General features: G+C 52.4%; 13 protein-coding genes. 10 read left to right on the top strand and 3 right to left on the bottom strand.

Features of this window, described 5'->3' with window-relative positions; genetic code table 11:
• The first annotated feature begins 68 nt into the window (after positions 1 to 68).
• Together guaA and JXO50_03140 are read left to right on the top strand one after the other, a co-directional pair.
• The gene (gene guaA / locus JXO50_03145) at positions 69 to 1,619 is read left to right on the top strand and encodes a glutamine-hydrolyzing GMP synthase (GenBank protein MBN2332081.1); all 1,551 of its coding nucleotides are present in this window, start codon (positions 69 to 71) and stop codon (positions 1,617 to 1,619) included.
• Positions 1,620 to 1,752: 133 nt separating this feature from the next.
• Complete coding sequence (locus JXO50_03140; protein MBN2332080.1) at positions 1,753 to 3,147, top strand: sigma-54-dependent Fis family transcriptional regulator; 1,395 nt, start codon at positions 1,753 to 1,755, stop codon at positions 3,145 to 3,147.
• Positions 3,148 to 3,299: 152 nt separating this feature from the next.
• Here JXO50_03140 and JXO50_03135 read toward each other — a convergent pair whose 3' ends face one another.
• On the bottom strand, positions 3,300 to 5,492 hold the full coding sequence (locus JXO50_03135; GenBank protein MBN2332079.1) for a diguanylate cyclase: 2,193 nt from the start codon (positions 5,490 to 5,492) through the stop codon (positions 3,300 to 3,302).
• A gap of 494 nt (positions 5,493 to 5,986) precedes the next feature.
• Between JXO50_03135 and rlmN the strand changes: the two genes are divergently transcribed.
• The gene (gene rlmN, locus JXO50_03130) at positions 5,987 to 7,072 is read left to right on the top strand and encodes a 23S rRNA (adenine(2503)-C(2))-methyltransferase RlmN (GenBank protein MBN2332078.1); all 1,086 of its coding nucleotides are present in this window, start codon (positions 5,987 to 5,989) and stop codon (positions 7,070 to 7,072) included.
• On the opposite strand, the gene dusB is transcribed toward rlmN, so the two are convergent.
• Positions 7,047 to 8,003: a tRNA dihydrouridine synthase DusB gene (gene dusB / locus JXO50_03125; GenBank protein ID MBN2332077.1), complete on the bottom strand. Its 957-nt coding sequence runs from the start codon at positions 8,001 to 8,003 to the stop codon at positions 7,047 to 7,049. The two genes, rlmN and dusB, sit on opposite strands and share 26 nt — an antisense overlap.
• Before the next feature lie 280 nt (positions 8,004 to 8,283).
• On the opposite strand from dusB, the gene JXO50_03120 reads away from it, so the two are divergent.
• The 7 genes from JXO50_03120 to JXO50_03090 all read left to right on the top strand — a co-directional run bounded on the left by JXO50_03120 (position 8,284) and on the right by JXO50_03090 (position 16,162).
• Complete coding sequence (locus JXO50_03120; protein ID MBN2332076.1) at positions 8,284 to 9,627, top strand: TolC family protein; 1,344 nt, start codon at positions 8,284 to 8,286, stop codon at positions 9,625 to 9,627.
• A gap of 18 nt (positions 9,628 to 9,645) precedes the next feature.
• The gene (locus tag JXO50_03115; protein ID MBN2332075.1) at positions 9,646 to 10,380 is read left to right on the top strand and encodes an isoprenyl transferase; all 735 of its coding nucleotides are present in this window, start codon (positions 9,646 to 9,648) and stop codon (positions 10,378 to 10,380) included.
• Positions 10,377 to 11,198, top strand: a complete 822-nt coding sequence (locus tag JXO50_03110) for a phosphatidate cytidylyltransferase (GenBank protein MBN2332074.1) — start codon at positions 10,377 to 10,379, stop codon at positions 11,196 to 11,198. Before JXO50_03115 ends, JXO50_03110 begins: the two co-directional genes overlap by 4 nt.
• Positions 11,195 to 12,340 (top strand): 1-deoxy-D-xylulose-5-phosphate reductoisomerase, encoded by a 1,146-nt coding sequence (locus JXO50_03105; protein ID MBN2332073.1) that lies wholly within the window; start codon positions 11,195 to 11,197, stop codon positions 12,338 to 12,340. Before JXO50_03110 ends, JXO50_03105 begins: the two co-directional genes overlap by 4 nt.
• Before the next feature lie 136 nt (positions 12,341 to 12,476).
• On the top strand, positions 12,477 to 13,547 hold the full coding sequence (gene rseP / locus JXO50_03100; GenBank protein ID MBN2332072.1) for an RIP metalloprotease RseP: 1,071 nt from the start codon (positions 12,477 to 12,479) through the stop codon (positions 13,545 to 13,547).
• Between the two features lie 2 nt (positions 13,548 to 13,549).
• The gene (gene tsaB / locus JXO50_03095; GenBank protein ID MBN2332071.1) at positions 13,550 to 14,284 is read left to right on the top strand and encodes a tRNA (adenosine(37)-N6)-threonylcarbamoyltransferase complex dimerization subunit type 1 TsaB; all 735 of its coding nucleotides are present in this window, start codon (positions 13,550 to 13,552) and stop codon (positions 14,282 to 14,284) included.
• Between the two features lie 201 nt (positions 14,285 to 14,485).
• Positions 14,486 to 16,162 (top strand): PTS sugar transporter subunit IIA, encoded by a 1,677-nt coding sequence (locus JXO50_03090; GenBank protein MBN2332070.1) that lies wholly within the window; start codon positions 14,486 to 14,488, stop codon positions 16,160 to 16,162.
• Here JXO50_03090 and JXO50_03085 read toward each other — a convergent pair.
• Positions 16,135 to 17,331 carry an amidohydrolase gene (locus tag JXO50_03085; protein MBN2332069.1) on the bottom strand — a complete coding sequence of 399 codons (1,197 nt, stop codon included), beginning with the start codon at positions 17,329 to 17,331 and terminating at the stop codon, positions 16,135 to 16,137. The two genes, JXO50_03090 and JXO50_03085, sit on opposite strands and share 28 nt — an antisense overlap.
• Positions 17,332 to 17,346: the final 15 nt, after the last annotated feature.

Genomic DNA, 17,346 nt, shown 5'->3' with positions numbered 1-17,346 from the left:
GCCAGATATGAAAAAATAATTTTTCCAGAAGCCCGGGGTGGCTTACAACCCTCCCAACAGGTGGTGCAATGCAGCCGGATCTTCATGCAGAGAAAATTCTTATTTTAGACTTTGGTTCCCAGTACAGCCAGCTTATTGCCCGTAGGATTCGCGAAAGCAAGGTATACTGCGAAATTCATCCCTTCCATATTTCTTTGAAACAGGTGCAGGATTTTGCTCCCCAGGGGATTATCCTTTCTGGTGGGCCGGCCAGCACCTATGGTGATGATGCTCCCCATAGTGAGGCTGAACTTCTTTCCCTTGGCATCCCGGTTCTGGGTATCTGTTACGGGATGCAGGAGATGGTGAGCCAGCTTGGCGGCCTGGTCGAAAAAACCCAGCAGCGTGAATATGGCAAAGCGGAATTGGGGCTGGTAACCCATGACCTGCTTTTCGAAGGTCTTGCTTTTCCGCAGCAGGTCTGGATGAGTCATGGAGACAAGGTAAGTCGCCTGCCATCTGGCTTTACGGTCATCGGGGAAACCAACAATGCGCCAATTGCGGCTATTTCCAACGTGAGCCGGCGGCTCTGGGGGGTACAGTTCCATCCTGAAGTTATCCACACTCCCAATGGCAGACAGATACTGGATAATTTTGTTTTTTCCATTTGCGGCTGCCATGGCTGGTGGACGATGCAATCGTTTATTGACAGCAGTATTGCTGAGGTCAGACAGCGGGTCGGTAAAGAACGGGTTATCCTGGGGCTCAGCGGCGGGGTTGACTCATCGGTGGTGGCCCTCCTGCTCCACCGGGCTATCGGTGATCAGTTAATCTGTATTTTTGTCAATAATGGTGTCTTGCGCCGGGATGAGGCTGCTGAGGTCCAGGAGTTGTTCCGCGGCAAATTCAAGCTGAACCTGCACTATGTGGATGCCAGTGAACAATTTTTGGACAGGTTGGCCGGGGTGACTGATCCGGAAGAGAAGCGGAAAATTATCGGCAATGAATTTATTCGGGTTTTTGAAGATGAAGCGGCAAAATTGGGGGAGATCCGCTTTCTGGCTCAGGGAACCCTTTATCCTGATGTTATCGAGAGTGTCTCCTTTAAAGGCCCATCGGCGGTGATTAAGAGTCACCATAATGTGGGGGGCTTGCCTGAGCGGATGAAAATGGCTTTAATAGAGCCGTTGCGGGAACTGTTCAAGGATGAGGGCCGGGAGGTAGGCCGCGAGTTGGGCTTGCCGGTAAAGATGATCAATCGCCAGCCGTTCCCCGGCCCCGGCCTGGCCATTCGGATTATCGGTGCGGTTACACCGGAGCGCCTGACGATTCTCAGGGAAGCGGATGCCGTTGTCCTGGATGAAATTGTCAAGGCCGGTCTCTATAACGACGTCTGGCAGTCTTTTGCGGTCCTGGTGCCGGTCAAAACCGTTGGGGTGATGGGTGATGAGCGGACCTATGAGCAGGTGATTGCCATCAGGGCGGTAACCAGCATTGATGGTATGACCGCTGATTGGGCCCGGCTCCCCCACGATTTGTTGGAAAAAATTTCCAACCGGATTATCAATGAAGTACACGGGGTTAATCGGGTGGTGTATGATATTTCTTCCAAGCCTCCTGGAACCATTGAGTGGGAATAGGCTGTGTCCTTTACAATTTTGAAATCCTGTGCTATGCTCTTTGCCAATTAGCCTATAGTTGGCGGCTCTGGTCTGCCTGTGCAGATCGGGGGGTAGGGTTACTTATACAGAGCTTTCACTGGCGGTGGGTCCCATGTCTGGCAGCGGCCGAGGCAGTATTTTAGTTGTTGATGACAATAGTTCTTTGCGCGAGAGCCTGGCGGCGGTGTTTCATGCCGATGGTTTTCTGGTGGACCAGGCCGAAGATGGTATGCAGGCAGTCGATTGCCTGGTGAAAACCAACTACGACGTGGTGATTACCGACATCAAGATGCCAAAGGTTGGTGGCCTTGATGTCCTTAAGGAGGCTAAGAAGCTCAATGCAACCACCGTGGTGATTATTATGACCGGTTACGGGACGGTGGAAAGTGCGGTTGAGGCGATGAAGCTTGGTGCCTTTGACTACCTTCAGAAACCATTTTCCATTGAGGAGATGCAGCTGCGGGTTGTCAATGGCCTGCGGGTTCGTGACTATGAGCATGAGCTTACCTATCTTCGGGGTGAGCGCAATGTTATCTATAACTTTGATAACTTTATTGGTCAAAGTGCCAGCGTTAAAAAAGTCTTTGCCACCTTGAAGAAGGTGTCGCGGAGTAACGCCAGCGTTTTAATTACCGGGGAAACCGGCACTGGCAAAGAGCTGGTGGCCGGGGCGGTTCACTATTCCAGCCAGCGTTCGTCATCCGGTTTTGTCAAGGTAAACTGTGCCGCCTTGCATGAAAACCTGCTTGAAAGCGAGTTGTTTGGTCATGAAAAAGGAGCCTATACGGGGGCGATGAAACAGCGGATCGGCCGTTTTGAACAGGCCCATCGGGGAACCTTGTTCCTCGATGAGATCGGCGATATGACCCTGAGCACCCAAGCCAAGGTTCTGCGGGTTATTCAGGAGAAGGAATTTGAACGTCTTGGCGGAAATCGGACCATTAAAGTTGATGTCCGCATCCTTTCAGCCACCAACAAAGACCTTTCGCAGGCGGTTCAGGATAAGCAGTTTCGCGAAGATCTTTTTTTCCGTCTGAATGTCATTACTATCAGGATTCCTTCCCTGCGTGAGCGGAAAGATGACATTCCGCTGCTGGCCAGCTTTTTTCTTAAAAAGTTTTCCGGCGATCTTAAAAAACATGTCCGGGGGATTTCTCCAGGGGCAGTTTCTCTTCTCCAGCGTTATCAGTGGCCCGGCAATGTCCGGGAGTTGGAAAATTGTATTGAACGGGCTGTTTTGATGTGCGAGGGAACGGAGATCAAGCAGGAGGACCTGTTTTTTATGGAGGATATGGAGCCCAGAACCTCAGAGTCACTGCCTTTGAAAATGCCGCCGGAAGGGATTCAACTCAAGGAGATGGAAGAGGCTCTGGTGGTGGAAACCCTGAAGATGTGCAACTGGATTCAGAAAGATGCGGCCAAAATGCTGGGAATCAGCAAGCGGGTCATGAATTACAAGGTTAAGCAGTATAATCTTTCCAATCCTCGATGGATTAAAAATAAATAGTTGATCTCAGCAAGCAACTGCTGAAAAACGTCCACGATTCATTTTCTGCCGCTAGTTTTCTCTCTTCTCCCTCCCCGTACTCAGGCAAGCCAGCCATGTTTGATGGATTGGCGGCAACGCCATCTTCTTCACTATCCTACCATCTTTGGTATTTATGCGTGTCCGGCTTTTATCAGGCTGCAGAATTCTTGGGTCAGGACGGGATCAAAGCGACTGCCCGCCAAACTGCTTATTTCTTTAAGCGCCTGATTGGCAGTCATCGCCGACCGGTAGGGCCTGCTGGAGGTCATGGCGGCATAGGTGTCGGCCAGTGCCAGGATGCGGGCAGTCAGGGGGATGTCACTGCCGGAAAGATGATCAGGGTAGCCGGAGCCGTCAAAACATTCATGGTGGTGAAGGATGGCATTTTTATCCGGATCGACGGCCTTGGGTGAAAATTTAGCAATTTCCCAGCTGAGCAGGGGATGCTGCTCACATATCTTTCGCTCTCTGGCGTTGAGCGGTGCATCTTTGAGCAAAATATCATGGCTGATACTTATTAACCCAAGGTCATAAAAATATGCCGTATCAGTCAGGGTATTGGCCATATCTTCAGAGAGGTCCAGAGCTTCGGCAAAATCGGTCAGTAACCGGGAAACCTGGGAGCTGTGGTGCTTGAAATAGGGTAGTGCCGTTTCCGAAAGAGCGATCAACTTGTGGGCTGCCAAACGGCAGAAGGACCGTTGTTGCTGATGCATGGTGATGCCTTCAGAGATGAGGGAGATCATCTCGTTAAAGCGGAACCCGTCGTTGGTGTATGCATCGGATAGCTGCTGTTCATGGTGCTCCTCATCAAGGAAGATGAATAGGCTGCCTTGGCGGTTGGCGCTCAACCGGTGGCAATGACGATAGATGCTTTTCTCCCAGGAGTAGCAGGCGCTGTCGGGAAGAAAGCTCCTGAGCTGCTGCTTTTCCTCCAGTGTCAATGCTTTTGACGTATCCCAGCCGGTTGACGCTCCCTGGAGCGGGGTGGCAAGGGGGATTTTTTTGTATGGTTCAGAAAGCATGGTGTTGGTCTGGCACGATTCGGAGACCAGAAAAGCATGTCTGTCTTTACGGTCGATTTCAAGGTAGAGACTTTCCATTTTCCCCAGCTTCGGAAAAATGATGTGCATCAGGGAGGTCAACAGCCGACTGACATCGGTCAGTGAGCGGATGCCTTCCATAAAAAAATCAACGGTGCCGATGCTGATTCCCTGTTTGCTGTCATCGAGCTGTTTTGTTGTGGTGATCTGGGGGGAGAAGATGATCGAGCGATTCTTGCCCAGGCGTTTTGCTTCGTAGAGGGCGTTATCGGCTTTCCTTACTAAGTCGCTGTCTGTTGTTGCCATTTGCGGGTAGCAGGCGATGCCGATACTCAACGTCAGGTGGACATATTTATTGTGTTCAATCAGATACGAGTGGCTTTCCGCCGCTTTCCTCAATCGTTCGCTGATCAGAAAAGCCCCCACCGGATCTGTGCTTGGCAGAATGATGCTGAATTCCTCGCCGCCATAGCGGCAGATGGTGTCGACTGTACGTGCATTGCCCGGCAAGATGGAACCTATTTCCCTGAGAACGTAATCCCCCGCTTGGTGGCTGTACTGGTCATTGAAATGTTTGAAATCATCAATATCAATCATCAGCAGGGATAAGGGGGCGTTGTTCCGCTGGGAACGGTCGATCTCTTTTTTCAGCTGGCTGTCAAAGAACCGGCGGTTATAGAGGCCGGTGAGCGAATCAACGATGGCCAGCTTTTGTATTTGTTCTCGTTTGGTCAGATTCTGGAAGATCAACTCGCATTGCATGGTTAAAATCCAGAAGAGCTGGATGTCATTGAGGGAAAAGGTGTTGGGCTTGGGGGCAAACAATTGCCAGCCCCCCCTTATTTTGCCTTCCCAGGAAACGGGAATGATCAAGGCTTCGGCAAATCCCAGGGTTTGGAAGATGTCTTGTCGCTGAACATCAATTTCTCTAATCAGCAGCGGCTTTTCAAATGTATGGACCCAGGTGCTAAACGGGGCGTGGGTTTTTAAAAGATTGACTTGGGGGTCGGTAAAACCGCGCTGAAAAACCAGATTCATACTGTTCGTTGGTTCATCCCACATGCAGAAGGCTATTTTTTTATAAGGAATGATCTTGCGGGCAAATGAGACAAACATTTCAATGGTTAAATTTTTATCATAGGATGTGGCAAAGTAGATCGGTGCTTTGAGGAGAAGATTGACACTTTTGGTGTTCTTCTGTAAAGTTTCACTGGTGAGATCGGGGGAGATATCCAGAGCGCATGATGCCATTTCCGCTTCAGAAAAAAATGTTGTTGTCATTAAATTGTCCCTGTTATGACGATGACGGTGCTAGGCAGGCTGCTTTAGGCCGATGTTATCTGCTACTGCCTCCGCAACAACTCCATCTTCTTGGTCAAGCTGCAACCTTTGTTACGGAGGCGTACGTCTCACTCTCCAGGAGAATACGGAGCCGTTACGGTACCATCCGATTTCCAACGCTTTTTGCAGCTGTTGCCCGTGTATCAACTGCTGAAAGTGGGGAAAAAACTGCCCAACCCTGTTCTGTAGGGGTATGAATTTGCAAAATAGATGCCTTAAGGGTGGTTTTTTCATCTTTCTTTGCCATGGTTTTCTAACTATCTGGAATATCAATGTTTTTCTGGTGGTGGGGTAAGATATTCCTGTTGCTTTTGAGCTGCGGTTTTGCCCGTGATGTGGGAGTCCTTCTCCCATTTAGTGAAAAAAAAGAATTTTTTTGACCAATTTATGTAAAAAGATACTCTTTTTTTAATATCCTTTTTTGTATGGTGATGATGGTTGACAAGCAGAAGTTGAACTTGAAGGGGCTGACCAGAGAGCAGCTGGCTGAGCTTCTGGTGGGTTTGGGCAAAGAGCGGTATCGGGCAGATCAGATTATCCGTTGGCTTTATCTCCAACGGGTGGACGATATTGATGCCATGAGCAATTTGTCGCGCGCCTTTCGTGCGCAGCTGCGGGACCGGGCATGCATCGTTTCACTCAGCTGTGTGGCCCGTGAAAAAGCCGCCGATGGTACGGAAAAATTTCTTTTCCAACTGGCAGATGGCAATGCTGTTGAAGCGGTATTGATTCCCGAGAAGGAGCGCTTGACGTTATGTCTTTCCACCCAGGTTGGTTGCCGCCAGGGCTGCCGTTTTTGTGTGACTGGACAACAGGGTTTTGTCAGAAATCTCACGGTTGCCGAAATTGTTGATCAAGTGGTTCAGACCCAAAATGTAGCTGTTCAGGATCAGAGGCGTATATCCAACCTTGTCTTTATGGGGATGGGGGAGCCACTGGACAACATCACTGCGGTAACTTCCGCGGTAGAGATATTGAAATATGATGACGGGCTGCAGTTTTCATCCCGGCGGATCACCCTTTCAACCTGCGGCCTGGTGCCGGAAATTGAAAGGCTTGGAAGGGAGGTGGAAGTCTGTCTGGCAATTTCACTCAATGCCACCACCGATGAAGTGCGCAGCCAGATCATGCCGGTGAATCGACGTTATCCTTTAAGGGATTTGCTGGCTGCCTGCGGTCGGTATCCTTTAAAAAACCGGAGCAGGATTACCTATGAGTATATTCTCCTGCAGGGGATCAATGATTCGCCTGCCAATGCTCGCCGTCTGGTGCAGTTGCTTGCTCCGCTGAAAAGCAAGGTGAACCTGATTCCTTTTAACGAACATCCGGACCTGCCATTCAAACGGCCGTCCGATGAGCAGGTTGCCGCTTTTCAGGCTATTCTTCTGCAGAATGGTATGACCACTATCGTCCGCAAGAGTAAGGGGGCGGATATTACCGCTGCTTGTGGTCAACTGCGCGGCAGAGTGCTCTCTCGGCCAGGAAAGGGTTCCCTCACCGCTGATAATGATGGTCGCTGAAGAAGATCTGCAGTAAAGGATCGAGCTCCTTCTGGTCAGTGGTGGTGAAAAGCTGGCGGCGAAAGGCCGCGGCTCCCGGCAGGCCCCGGCTGTACCAGGCGAGATGTTTGCGAAATAGCAGAAAACCGGTTTTTTCTCCCTTCTCTTGTCGCAACAAAAGACCATGCTGGCGAATAGTTTCCAGCTTTTTTGCCCATGGAATGGTGGTGACAGAACCAGAAATCAGAAAATCCCTGATCTCCTGAAAAAACCAGGGGCGTCCCAAGGTGCCGCGTCCAAGCATCAGGCCGTTAATGCCCTGCCGTGCCAATGCCTTGCGGGCAGCTTCCACTGTTATGATATCGCCAGAACCGATGACCGGCAGCGGCGCCTTGCCGGCAATGGCTTCGAGGTAATCCCAGTCAGCCATGCCACTGAACATCATTGCTGCGGTTCGTGGATGACAGAACACCGCCAGGGCTGCAAACGTGGCTGCCAGATCAATAACTTTATCGGCGATCAAGGTTTGCTGGTCCCAGCCTGAACGGATTTTAATGGTATAGGGAATTGCCGGGGGGCGGGACAAGGCTGCGAGAATCTTTTTTACCTGCTGCAAATCTTGCAGTAGAGCTGCACCGGCGCCGGTCTTTATGACCTTTTTTACCGGGCAACCCATGTTGATATCAACATATGTCGCACCTTGGTCGATTGCCTGCTGGGCGGCAGCACGCAGGATTTCCGGATCCCGTCCGAACAGCTGGGCGATAAGGGGCTGTTCCTGAGGGCAGAAGTTCAGCAAGGTGGCGGTCTTCCGGTCCCCTTGCAGCAGACCTTTAGCGCTGATCATTTCAGTTACCACCAGATCGGCGCCAAACTGTTTTGTCAGTTGCCGGAAAGGGCTGTCGGTGATCCCCGCCATGGGGGCAAGAATGAGCGGCTGGTTGCTAAACATTGGTTCCCCTTAGCGGGAATCTGCCGGAAGTTCAAGTTTTTCTTGACACTATTTTGTGAACCACGGTATGCAACTGGTGTTCCGTTGCAACGCGGTCTATTTTGTTGTCTGGCAACGGTGCTCTAGGCCGTTTCCTTCCCGGGTTTCCCCCAGGGTTGAAGATGTCGGGTGGCAAGGATGGTTCCTCCCCCGACCGTTACATTTTTTTACTGACTAGCAACCGGCTTCTGGGTGGCGGACAACCGGTACTGGCCGGGAAAGTAAAGGTTTGCCGATCAGGATGAAGACAGTTTTTCGGAGATTGATGGTTCTGCTGTCGGTTGTTATGCTGCTGGCAGTGTGTGCCGGCCAGCCGGCAGAGGCCGAAAGCCTGCCGACGGTTACCTTGGCTGATGCCCTGGCTCAGGCCTTGGAGCATAATCCGCTGGTGCTGCAGGCTGGCCACCAGGCCCAGCAGGCGGCCTGTGAGCAGGCTGCCGCCCGGGCAGATCTGCTACCGAAAGTTAGAGCCGGTTATTCGTTCACCTGGCTGGAAGATGTCCGGAGTACGAATATCGGCGGTGTTGCGGTGCCTTTGAACCGCAAGGATAATTATGCCTTCGATGTTACCCTCAGCCAGCCCCTGTTTACGGGTTTTTCTCTGATATCGGCGTATAAACTGGCAACCATCGGCTTGCAGGAGGCCCAAACCAGAGAGCAGCTTGCCCGGATCGAGCTGGTCTATCAGGTGAAGTCGGCGTATTTTTCCCTGCTGCTGGCACGGAAAATGGTTGGCGTCGCAGCGGAGGTGGTGACCGGCTTGGCGTCTCACCTTCGTGATGCCCGCCATTTTTATGAACAAGGACTGATACCCCGCAATGATCTGTTGCAGTCGGAGGTCGAACTGGCCAACGGGGAACAGGGATACCGATTGGCAGTTAAAGAGGAAGCGCTGATTATGGCCCGCTTGGCGGTTTTGATGCAGAGGCCCAGGGATTGGCGGTACGACGTGGAGGATGTGGTGGATGTCAGTCCGGTTACCCTTGATCTGGCTGCAGTAACCGAGGCTGCGTTTGCCGAGCGGCCGGAGCTTCGGGTTGCCAATTATCAGTTGAATATGGCAGCACAGCAGATTGTCGCTGCCCGTAGCGCTTATTTTCCTCAGCTTACCTTTACCGCTCAGCATGAGCGGATTGGTGATTCGCCGGATGTCTCCGGTAACGGTATTCAGAATCCCTATGAAACATCTCTCATGGTGGCGGCCACCTGGGATGTGTGGGATTGGCAAAAGCGTCACAGTCAGGTCAAACAAGCCCAGACATACCAGGAGGAAACGCGCCTGGCGTTTACCCAGGTTATGGATGATATCGGTTTGGAAGTGAAAGAAAATTTTCTCCAGGTTAACTTTTCCTTTTCAAATATTGAGACCACTCGGGTGCGACTGGCACAGGGGCAGGAAAACTATCGCATAACCGATCTGCGCTATAAAAACCAATTGAGTACTTCCACTGAGGTTCTGGATGCCCTCACCCTGCTTGCCCGGGTTCAGTTTGATTACTATAAATCTCGTTATGAGTATCATAGTGCCCTGGCGGGACTGGCTCGGGCCATTGGTCGTGATGAACTTTTCCCTGAAGGACAATAGGGTGGGATGAATCGAACCATGGACACGCTTGATCCGGAACGACAGCCCCGTCATGTGGCGATCATTATGGATGGCAATGGCCGCTGGGCGAAGAAACGTCTGCTGCCGCGGATCAAAGGTCATGAGGCCGGGATTAAAGCGGTGGAGCGGACCGTCGAATGTTGTGCGGAGCATCGGATTGAGGCACTTACTCTCTACGCGTTCTCTTCTGAAAATTGGCAGCGGCCAGCGCTTGAAGTGCAGGCATTGATGAAACTGCTGCAGCGCTTCCTGCGCCGTGAACTGCCCCGGTTGCTTAAAAATAATATCCGCCTGCGGACTATTGGGCGTACGGACCGGCTTAGCCAAGGGGTCCAGGATGATCTGCAGTCTGCCATTGCCAGGACGTCTTCCTGCACCGGCATGACGTTAACCCTGGCGCTCAGCTACGGGTCAAGAGATGAAATTATTGTTGCTGTCCAGCGATGTTTGCAGGCCGTTGAGGAGCAAAAGATTACGCTTGCAAATCTTGATCCCGCCACGTTTGCCGGCTTTCTTGATACTGCCGGGCTGCCGGATCCGGATCTGATGTTGCGGACGGGGGGAGAATATCGTTTGAGTAATTTTCTTCTCTGGCAGGCGGCATATGCTGAACTCTACTTCAGCGAAACTCTGTGGCCAGATTTCAGCGAAGAGGAACTGCTCTCTATCATGCGTGATTTTCAACAGCGAGAACGGCGTTTTGGCATGATCAGCGAACAGTTATCATCATGACCCCATTCTGGAAACGATATATCTGCACCTCACGGGTATACAGCGGTCTGGTTTTTGTGCCACTTTTCATCGTGATTCTGGCCCTGGCACCCAAATGGCTGTTTTTTCTCCTCTGCATTGTTGCACTTATGATTGCTTTTCAGGAAGGTTGGGACTTGCTCTGCCGTGATCAGGAGCGGTGGAGCCGATGGACTGCCGGCACTGGTGCGGTCGCCATGGCGGCAGCTGCCTGCTGGGGCGATCCGGGGCTCCTTGCCGGCTTTCTCCTGCTGGTTTTTCTTGCTGCCGTCGCTCAAATGTTTCGACAGGAGATGGGAAAACCGGCACTGGCATCCCTGGGCAGCCAGCTTCTCCTTTTTTTCTATCTGCCTTTCTTGTTCAGCCACCTTCTGCTGCTCTGGGATCTTGCCGGTGGGCGGGCGCTGGTGGCCATGGTTTTTCTGGCTACCTGGGGAGGAGACGCGTTTTCCTATTATACCGGCACAGCCTGGGGTCGTCATAAGCTGGCGCCGCAGATCAGCCCCAATAAATCCATTGAAGGATGTCTGGGGGGTATTGCCGGGGCCGGACTGTTTTCTCTTCTGCTGGCGATGGCCGGTCTGGTGCCACTGTCATGGTATGGTCTGGTGATCCTTGGCATTATTGCTAATCTTGCCGGGCAACTGGGCGATCTTTTTGAGTCCTATCTGAAACGGTTGGCCGGTATCAAGGATTCAGGGAAGTTGATTCCCGGCCATGGTGGTCTGCTGGACCGGGTTGACAGTGTCTTGTTCGCTGCACCGGTGATTTACTATGGTGCTCTGGTGCTGATGAGATGAAAAAGCTGGTTGTCCTTGGCTCAACCGGCTCCATCGGCACCAATACCCTGGATCTGGTGCGGCGTTTTCCCCAACGTTTTTCGGTAGCCGGTTTGGCGGCTGGCAGAAACCTTGACATCCTGGTTGAACAGGTGCAGATGGTGCGGCCGGAGATCGTTTCGGTGGCCACGGCGGAACTGGCGGATCAGCTGGGAAGACGGCTTCAAATCATCAGCTATGCACCGGAAATCGTCTGGGGTGACGCAGGACTGGTGCAAGTTGCAACGCTTCCAGCTGCTGATCTGGTGGTGTCAGCCATGGTCGGGGCAATCGGTTTGCGACCGACCTATGAAGCGTTGCTGGCCGGCAAGGATGTGGCTCTGGCGAATAAGGAGTCAATGGTTATGGCCGGCCGCTTGCTGAATGAAACCGCCCGGCGTCAGGGAGCAAGAATTTTGCCGTTGGATAGCGAGCATTCAGCCATCTGGCAGTCCTTGCAGGGGGAACAACGGGAGTCGCTTCGTAAACTGACGCTGACTGCTTCCGGCGGCCCCTTTTATCAGATGCCTAAAGAGGAGCTTGTCCATGTGTCTCCTGAGCAGGCAGTAAAACATCCCCGATGGCAGATGGGGCCAAAAATCAGTATTGATTCCGCAACGCTGATGAACAAGGCCCTTGAAATTATCGAGGCCCGCTGGCTTTTTGAGGAAGAGCCTGAGAAGATAGAAGCGATCATCCATCCCCAGAGCATTGTCCATTCGCTGGTGGAGTTTTGTGATGGTTCGGTGATTGCCCATCTGGCGCTTCCCGATATGCGGCTGCCCATTGCTTATGCGCTGAATTATCCCCGGCGGCTGGAGCTGGATTTGCCGGTTTTGAATCTGGCACGGGAGAGGCGGCTTGACTTCTATCCGGTTGACGGGGACCGCTTTCCCGCTCTCCGGCTGGCTCATCAGGCGCTGGCCCTGGGTGACAGTGGCACGGCGGCCCTCAACGCCGCGAATGAAGTAGCAGTTGCAAGATTTATTGAAGGACAACTGAATTTTTTGGAGATTACCGAAGTGGTCGAGTCAGTGCTGTCTTCGGTGGCCCACCAAAACTTTTCCACGGTTGACCAAGTGCTCGATTTTGATCGGCAGGTAAGAATTTCCATGACCCCTTAACAGGGTTTCCTTGGTGAAAACCGGTAATGTCCTGATGGATCAATGGTCAGCCTGTCCTCCGGCAGAGCTGTGTGGGTAGATGCCAGCAACCTCCCAAGTTAACAGGACTTTTCAGCGCAGATAACGGATAGGTTTCATGTCTAGTGTCATCTCAACAATTGTTGTTCTCGGTACGCTTATTTTTGTCCATGAACTGGGCCACTTTCTGGTGGCCAAGCTCTGCGGGGTGAGGGTGCTGATTTTTTCCCTCGGTTTTGGCCCGAAAGTGTTTGGCTTTAAAAAGGGGGAGACTGAATACCTGCTGTCTGCTGTGCCTCTGGGTGGTTATGTCAAGATGCTGGGGGAAGGTAAGGAGAGCGAGGATCAGGATGTCTCGGCGGCCGATGAGCCGTTTTCCTACGCGGCAAAAACGCCCCTCCAGCGGCTGGCTATCGTCTTTGCCGGCCCGTTTACCAATATTCTTTTTGCAGCCATGATTTTCAGCCTGGTCTACCTCTATGGAGTGCCGTCCCTCAACACGAGAATTGGTGAAGTAAATCCTGACTTTCCGGCTTTTACGGCCGGTATTCAGGCCGGCGATAAAGTGCTTGCTGTGAACGGGCAGCCGGTGGATAGCTGGGATGCGCTGTCGAATCGGATCAAAAAAAGCCAGGGAATGACCATATCGCTGACCGTTGAACGGGACAGTGTTGTCGAGACTTTTGAAGTGCCGCCAAAAAAAATTGAAAGTGAGAATGTCTTTGGTGAGCTGGTGGTCACCTACGTTGTCGGGATTACGGCCGCCGGTGAAACCGATATTCTTCGTTATCCTCCGGGTCAGGCTTTGGTTCAAGGGGTAGTGGAAACCTGGAATATTATCAAACTGACTATTGTTGGCTTCATCAAGCTCATTGAACGGGTTATCCCGGCCAAAACCCTCGGCGGCCCTATTCTCATTGCCCAGATGGCCGGTCAGCAGGCCAAAGCCGGCCTGTTGAACCTGATTTATTTTATGGGGATTATCAGTGTTAATCTGGGAATTCTCAACCTGTTTCCCATTCCCATTCTGGATGGCGGCCACATTGTTTTTATTCTTATTGAGATCATTGTGGGTAAGCCGGTAAGTATGAGAAAGATGGAAATTGCCCAACAGGTCGGCATGTTTATCCTTATCTCTCTGATGATTTATGTATTTTACAATGATTTAGCCAGGATTTTCACCGAGTAGGGATGATCGCTCTTGCCGTTGATACCAGTACCTTTTTTGCTTCGGTAGCCGTACTCCAGGATCATGCCGTACGTGCCCAGTTGGTGCAGTCTGTTCGCAGCACCCACTCCGATCGGTTGATGGTGGCCATTGAACAAACACTGGCAGCGGCGGAGCTTGATAAAAAAGATCTTGACCTTCTGTTGGTTTGCCGAGGACCCGGTTCGTTCAGCGGTTTGCGCATTGGCATTGCAGCCATGAGTGGCTTGGCTGCGGCCCTTCATCTGCCCCTTCATTCCTTTGTTAATCTTGATCTGTTGGCCCTGCAGTTCTCCATTTGCCGAGGTTTTGTCTGTCCGGTTGTTGACGCCCGTCGGGGGCAGTTGTACTGGTCTCTCTATGCGGTTGACGAGATCGGAGAAAGACGCCGGGTTCGAGCCTATGGTGTTGATAACCCTGAACGGATTATTCAACTGGTGGATGTTGAAAAGACTTTGATCGTTGGTCCGGGAGCGGATGTCTACCGGGCGGCCATGGAATCGGCGGCCGGAGTACGGCTCAACTGTATCGGCCTGCCTCTAGGGATTGTCAATCTTGCCCTGGTCAGTCGCCTGGTTGCCGAAGCACTGACTGAATCACCGGTTTGCAAGCCAGGGCAGGCGAGTCCTGTTACGCCACTGTATATCAGGCCGTCCGATGCTGAGATAAACCTGGGCCGGAAAACCAGCGGGCTGCCTGATCCCGGTCATCTAACGTGACCATGAAACGGGCCGCCAGCCGGTTCGTTCCACTTTTACCGAGTGCTTTCCGGACTGTCAATCTGCCACGGTGCGGTTTGTGATTTTTGGCGCCGAGCGCCAAACAAGAGTTAGCGAGAATGGGCGGCATGTCATCCCCTGAGCTTTTTGCAGCTCCAAGCCCAATCCGGACGACCATAAGGATGTTCCCTGGATGAAGAGATGAATACCATTCTTGCGGTCAGTATTCTGGTAGCGGCCGGTTTATTTGGTGGCATGGCAGCTCGGCGGCTGCGCCTGCCATCGGTAACCGGCAATATTGTTATTGGGGTGGCGATCGGCCCTCATCTGCTGAATATCCTCAGCCATGATATTGTTTATCAGACTCTGCAACCCATTTCTGAAATTGCCCTCAGCCTGATTGCGGTCAGCATCGCCTCCCATTTGCGGATTAACCGGATGGCCGGCCACAAATTTCGGCTGCTGGTTATTACCCTGTTTCAAGTGGCCGGGGCGTTTGCTGCTGTATTTCTGGCCGCCTGTCTCCTCCTTGAAAGTTGGATTCCAGCCTTGCTGCTGGCTACGATTGCCGTCTCCACAGCGCCGGCAGCAACTTTGGCGGTGGTTAAGGAAACCGAAGCCAGGGGGCCCCTGGTAAAAACCCTGATCTCTGTTGTTGCCCTTGATAACGTGTTGGCCATCACCCTGTTTGTGGTGGTTTCCTTCCTGGTTGAAGGGGAACTGCTCACCGGTCACGGTATTTCTTTGCCACTGCTTACGGGCACCTGTCGGGTGATTGGCCTGTCCCTCCTGCTTGGTGCCGGAGTCAGTGCAATCCTGCTGCTGTTGTCAAAGGGTTTGCGGGAAAAATATCATTTCGTTACCTGTAGTGCGTTGGCGGTTTTTTTTACCACCGGCATCTCTTCCTGGTTGAATATTTCTCCCCTGCTGCCGAACATGACTGTTGGTTTTCTCATCAGCAACCTGTCTCCGCAGCGGCGGGAAATTCTCAACGCCCTTGAAGATTTGGAACCACTTATTTATCTCTCCTTTTTTACTCTTGCCGGTACACACCTTGATATTTCGCTGTTGCCTGGTTTGGGCGTGGTTGGGGTTGTCTATATTCTGACCCGTTATGGCGGCAAACTTGCAGGTGCCTGGTTCGGCGGCTGGTTGACCAATACGGTTCCATTGGTGCGTAATAATCTCGGGTTTTGTCTGGTGCCGCAGGCCGGCGTTGCCATCGGTCTGGTGGTGGCGATGCAGGATAACCAGCTGTTTCATATGTATGAATCCTCCATTACGGCAATCGTTCTGGCCTCCATTGTCATCAGTGAACTGTCAGGTCCGGTGATTGTCAAGCAGGTGTTGAGCCATACCGGTGAGGCTGGCCAGGAAGGCCGGCGGTTGTTCGGCATCGTTCCCCGACGGGGGATTGTGACGCCGCTGGCGGCGGTTGATAAATGGGCGGTTATTGAAGAACTGGTTGATTATGCCATGGAGATCCATAGCCTGCACACCGAGCAGCGCCATGTCCTGCTGGCTTCAGTAATTGAGCGGGAAAAATCATTAAGTACCGGGATTGGCAAGGGGATTGCCATTCCCCACGGGACGATTAGTAAAGGGCGATCGATTATGGGGGTGCTGGGGATCAAACCTGCGGGAGTTGATTTTCAGTCCCTGGATGGCGAAAAATCAAAGATTATTATTCTCATGTTGATTCCCGAGGGGTGTTTCCGCGATCATTTGCGGGTTCTGGCGGAAATTTCCAAAGTCATGAGCCGTCCGGGGCTGGTGGAGCGGTTGGTAGAGACCCACGGGGCTGAAAAGGTTTATCATATTCTCTTTACGGAGGAGATTAATCCGGGAGATTATTTGGTTGAGGAAGAGATGTCCTGAGCCTGAGAAGCAATGGTTGCCAGCAGCTTCAGGGCGAGTTCCAAAGAGCTTTCGTCGAGGTCAAAAAGGTTGCTGTGCAGAGGTGACATGATGCCCTTGGCTTCATTGCCGCAGCCGATTTTCAGGTAGCAACTGGGAACCAACTGCGAAAAATAGGCAAAATCTTCACCGCCCAGTACCGGCTTTGGAAAAAGATCGCAGTGCTTTATTTCCGGGACCTTGGGGATCAGCCGGGTGACAAAGGTGCATAGATCCTTGTTGTTGGTCAGCGCCGGTGCTACCTGGCTGATGTTCAATGCTGCCGTACCGCCGTAAGCGGCAGCCACGGTGCCCATTAATGTGCTGAATTTCTCCACCACTGTTTGCCGCTGGTCAAGTGAAAGCGTCCTGATGGTGCCGGTAAGAGTAACCTGGTCGGCAATAATGTTGGCTGCCGTTCCGCCCTGGATAGTGCCGATGGAGATCAGGGCTGGTTCAATCTGATCCCTTCCTTTAGCCATCAGATAATTGGTTGCGGCAATTAAATGAGCGGCAATCTGGATGGCATCAACGGCTTTTTCCGGGTAGCAGGCATGGGCTGAAGTACCGCTTATCTGCAGGGAAAAATGGTCGGTGGCCGCCATCAGGGTTCCCTGGTTGATGGCAATGCTGCCGGTTTCCAGGTGGGGGAAAAAATGAAAACCGAACAGTGCCACCGGGGGAGAGGCAAAAACCTGTTCCGCCAGCATCGCCAGGGCTCCCTGGCCGGTTTCTTCCGCCGGCTGAAAAAGCAGGATCAGTGGACGGGGTAATTGAGACGCGATTGGTGCCAGGGCTACTGCCATACCCAGCAGCACGGCGGTGTGACCATCATGGCCGCAGGCATGCATAATTCCGGGGGCGGATGAGGCATAGTCGCAGGTTTTGGCATCCTGCATCGGCAAGGCATCCATGTCAGCCCGAAAGGCAATCGATGGTATATCCCGCGAGCCGTTGTCCAGCCAGGCAACAATCCCGTGGCCGCCGACACCGGTCTGGTGTCTGATGCCGTTTTTTTGCAGGACTTCAGCTATGAACGCTGCGGTGTGTTCTTCCCGGCCGGAGAGTTCCGGCTGGCGATGAAAATGACGGCGCCAGGAGATGACTTCCGGAATGATGGTATTGACACGGTTGTTAAGCATTTCAAGCATGGCAGCAAACTCACG

The organism is Candidatus Anaeroferrophillus wilburensis, from assembly GCA_016934315.1.
In the GTDB taxonomy this organism is placed as follows: Bacteria; Desulfobacterota; Anaeroferrophillalia; order Anaeroferrophillales; family Anaeroferrophillaceae; genus Anaeroferrophillus; species Anaeroferrophillus wilburensis.
This window is presented reverse-complemented; position numbering and strand designations above follow the sequence as displayed.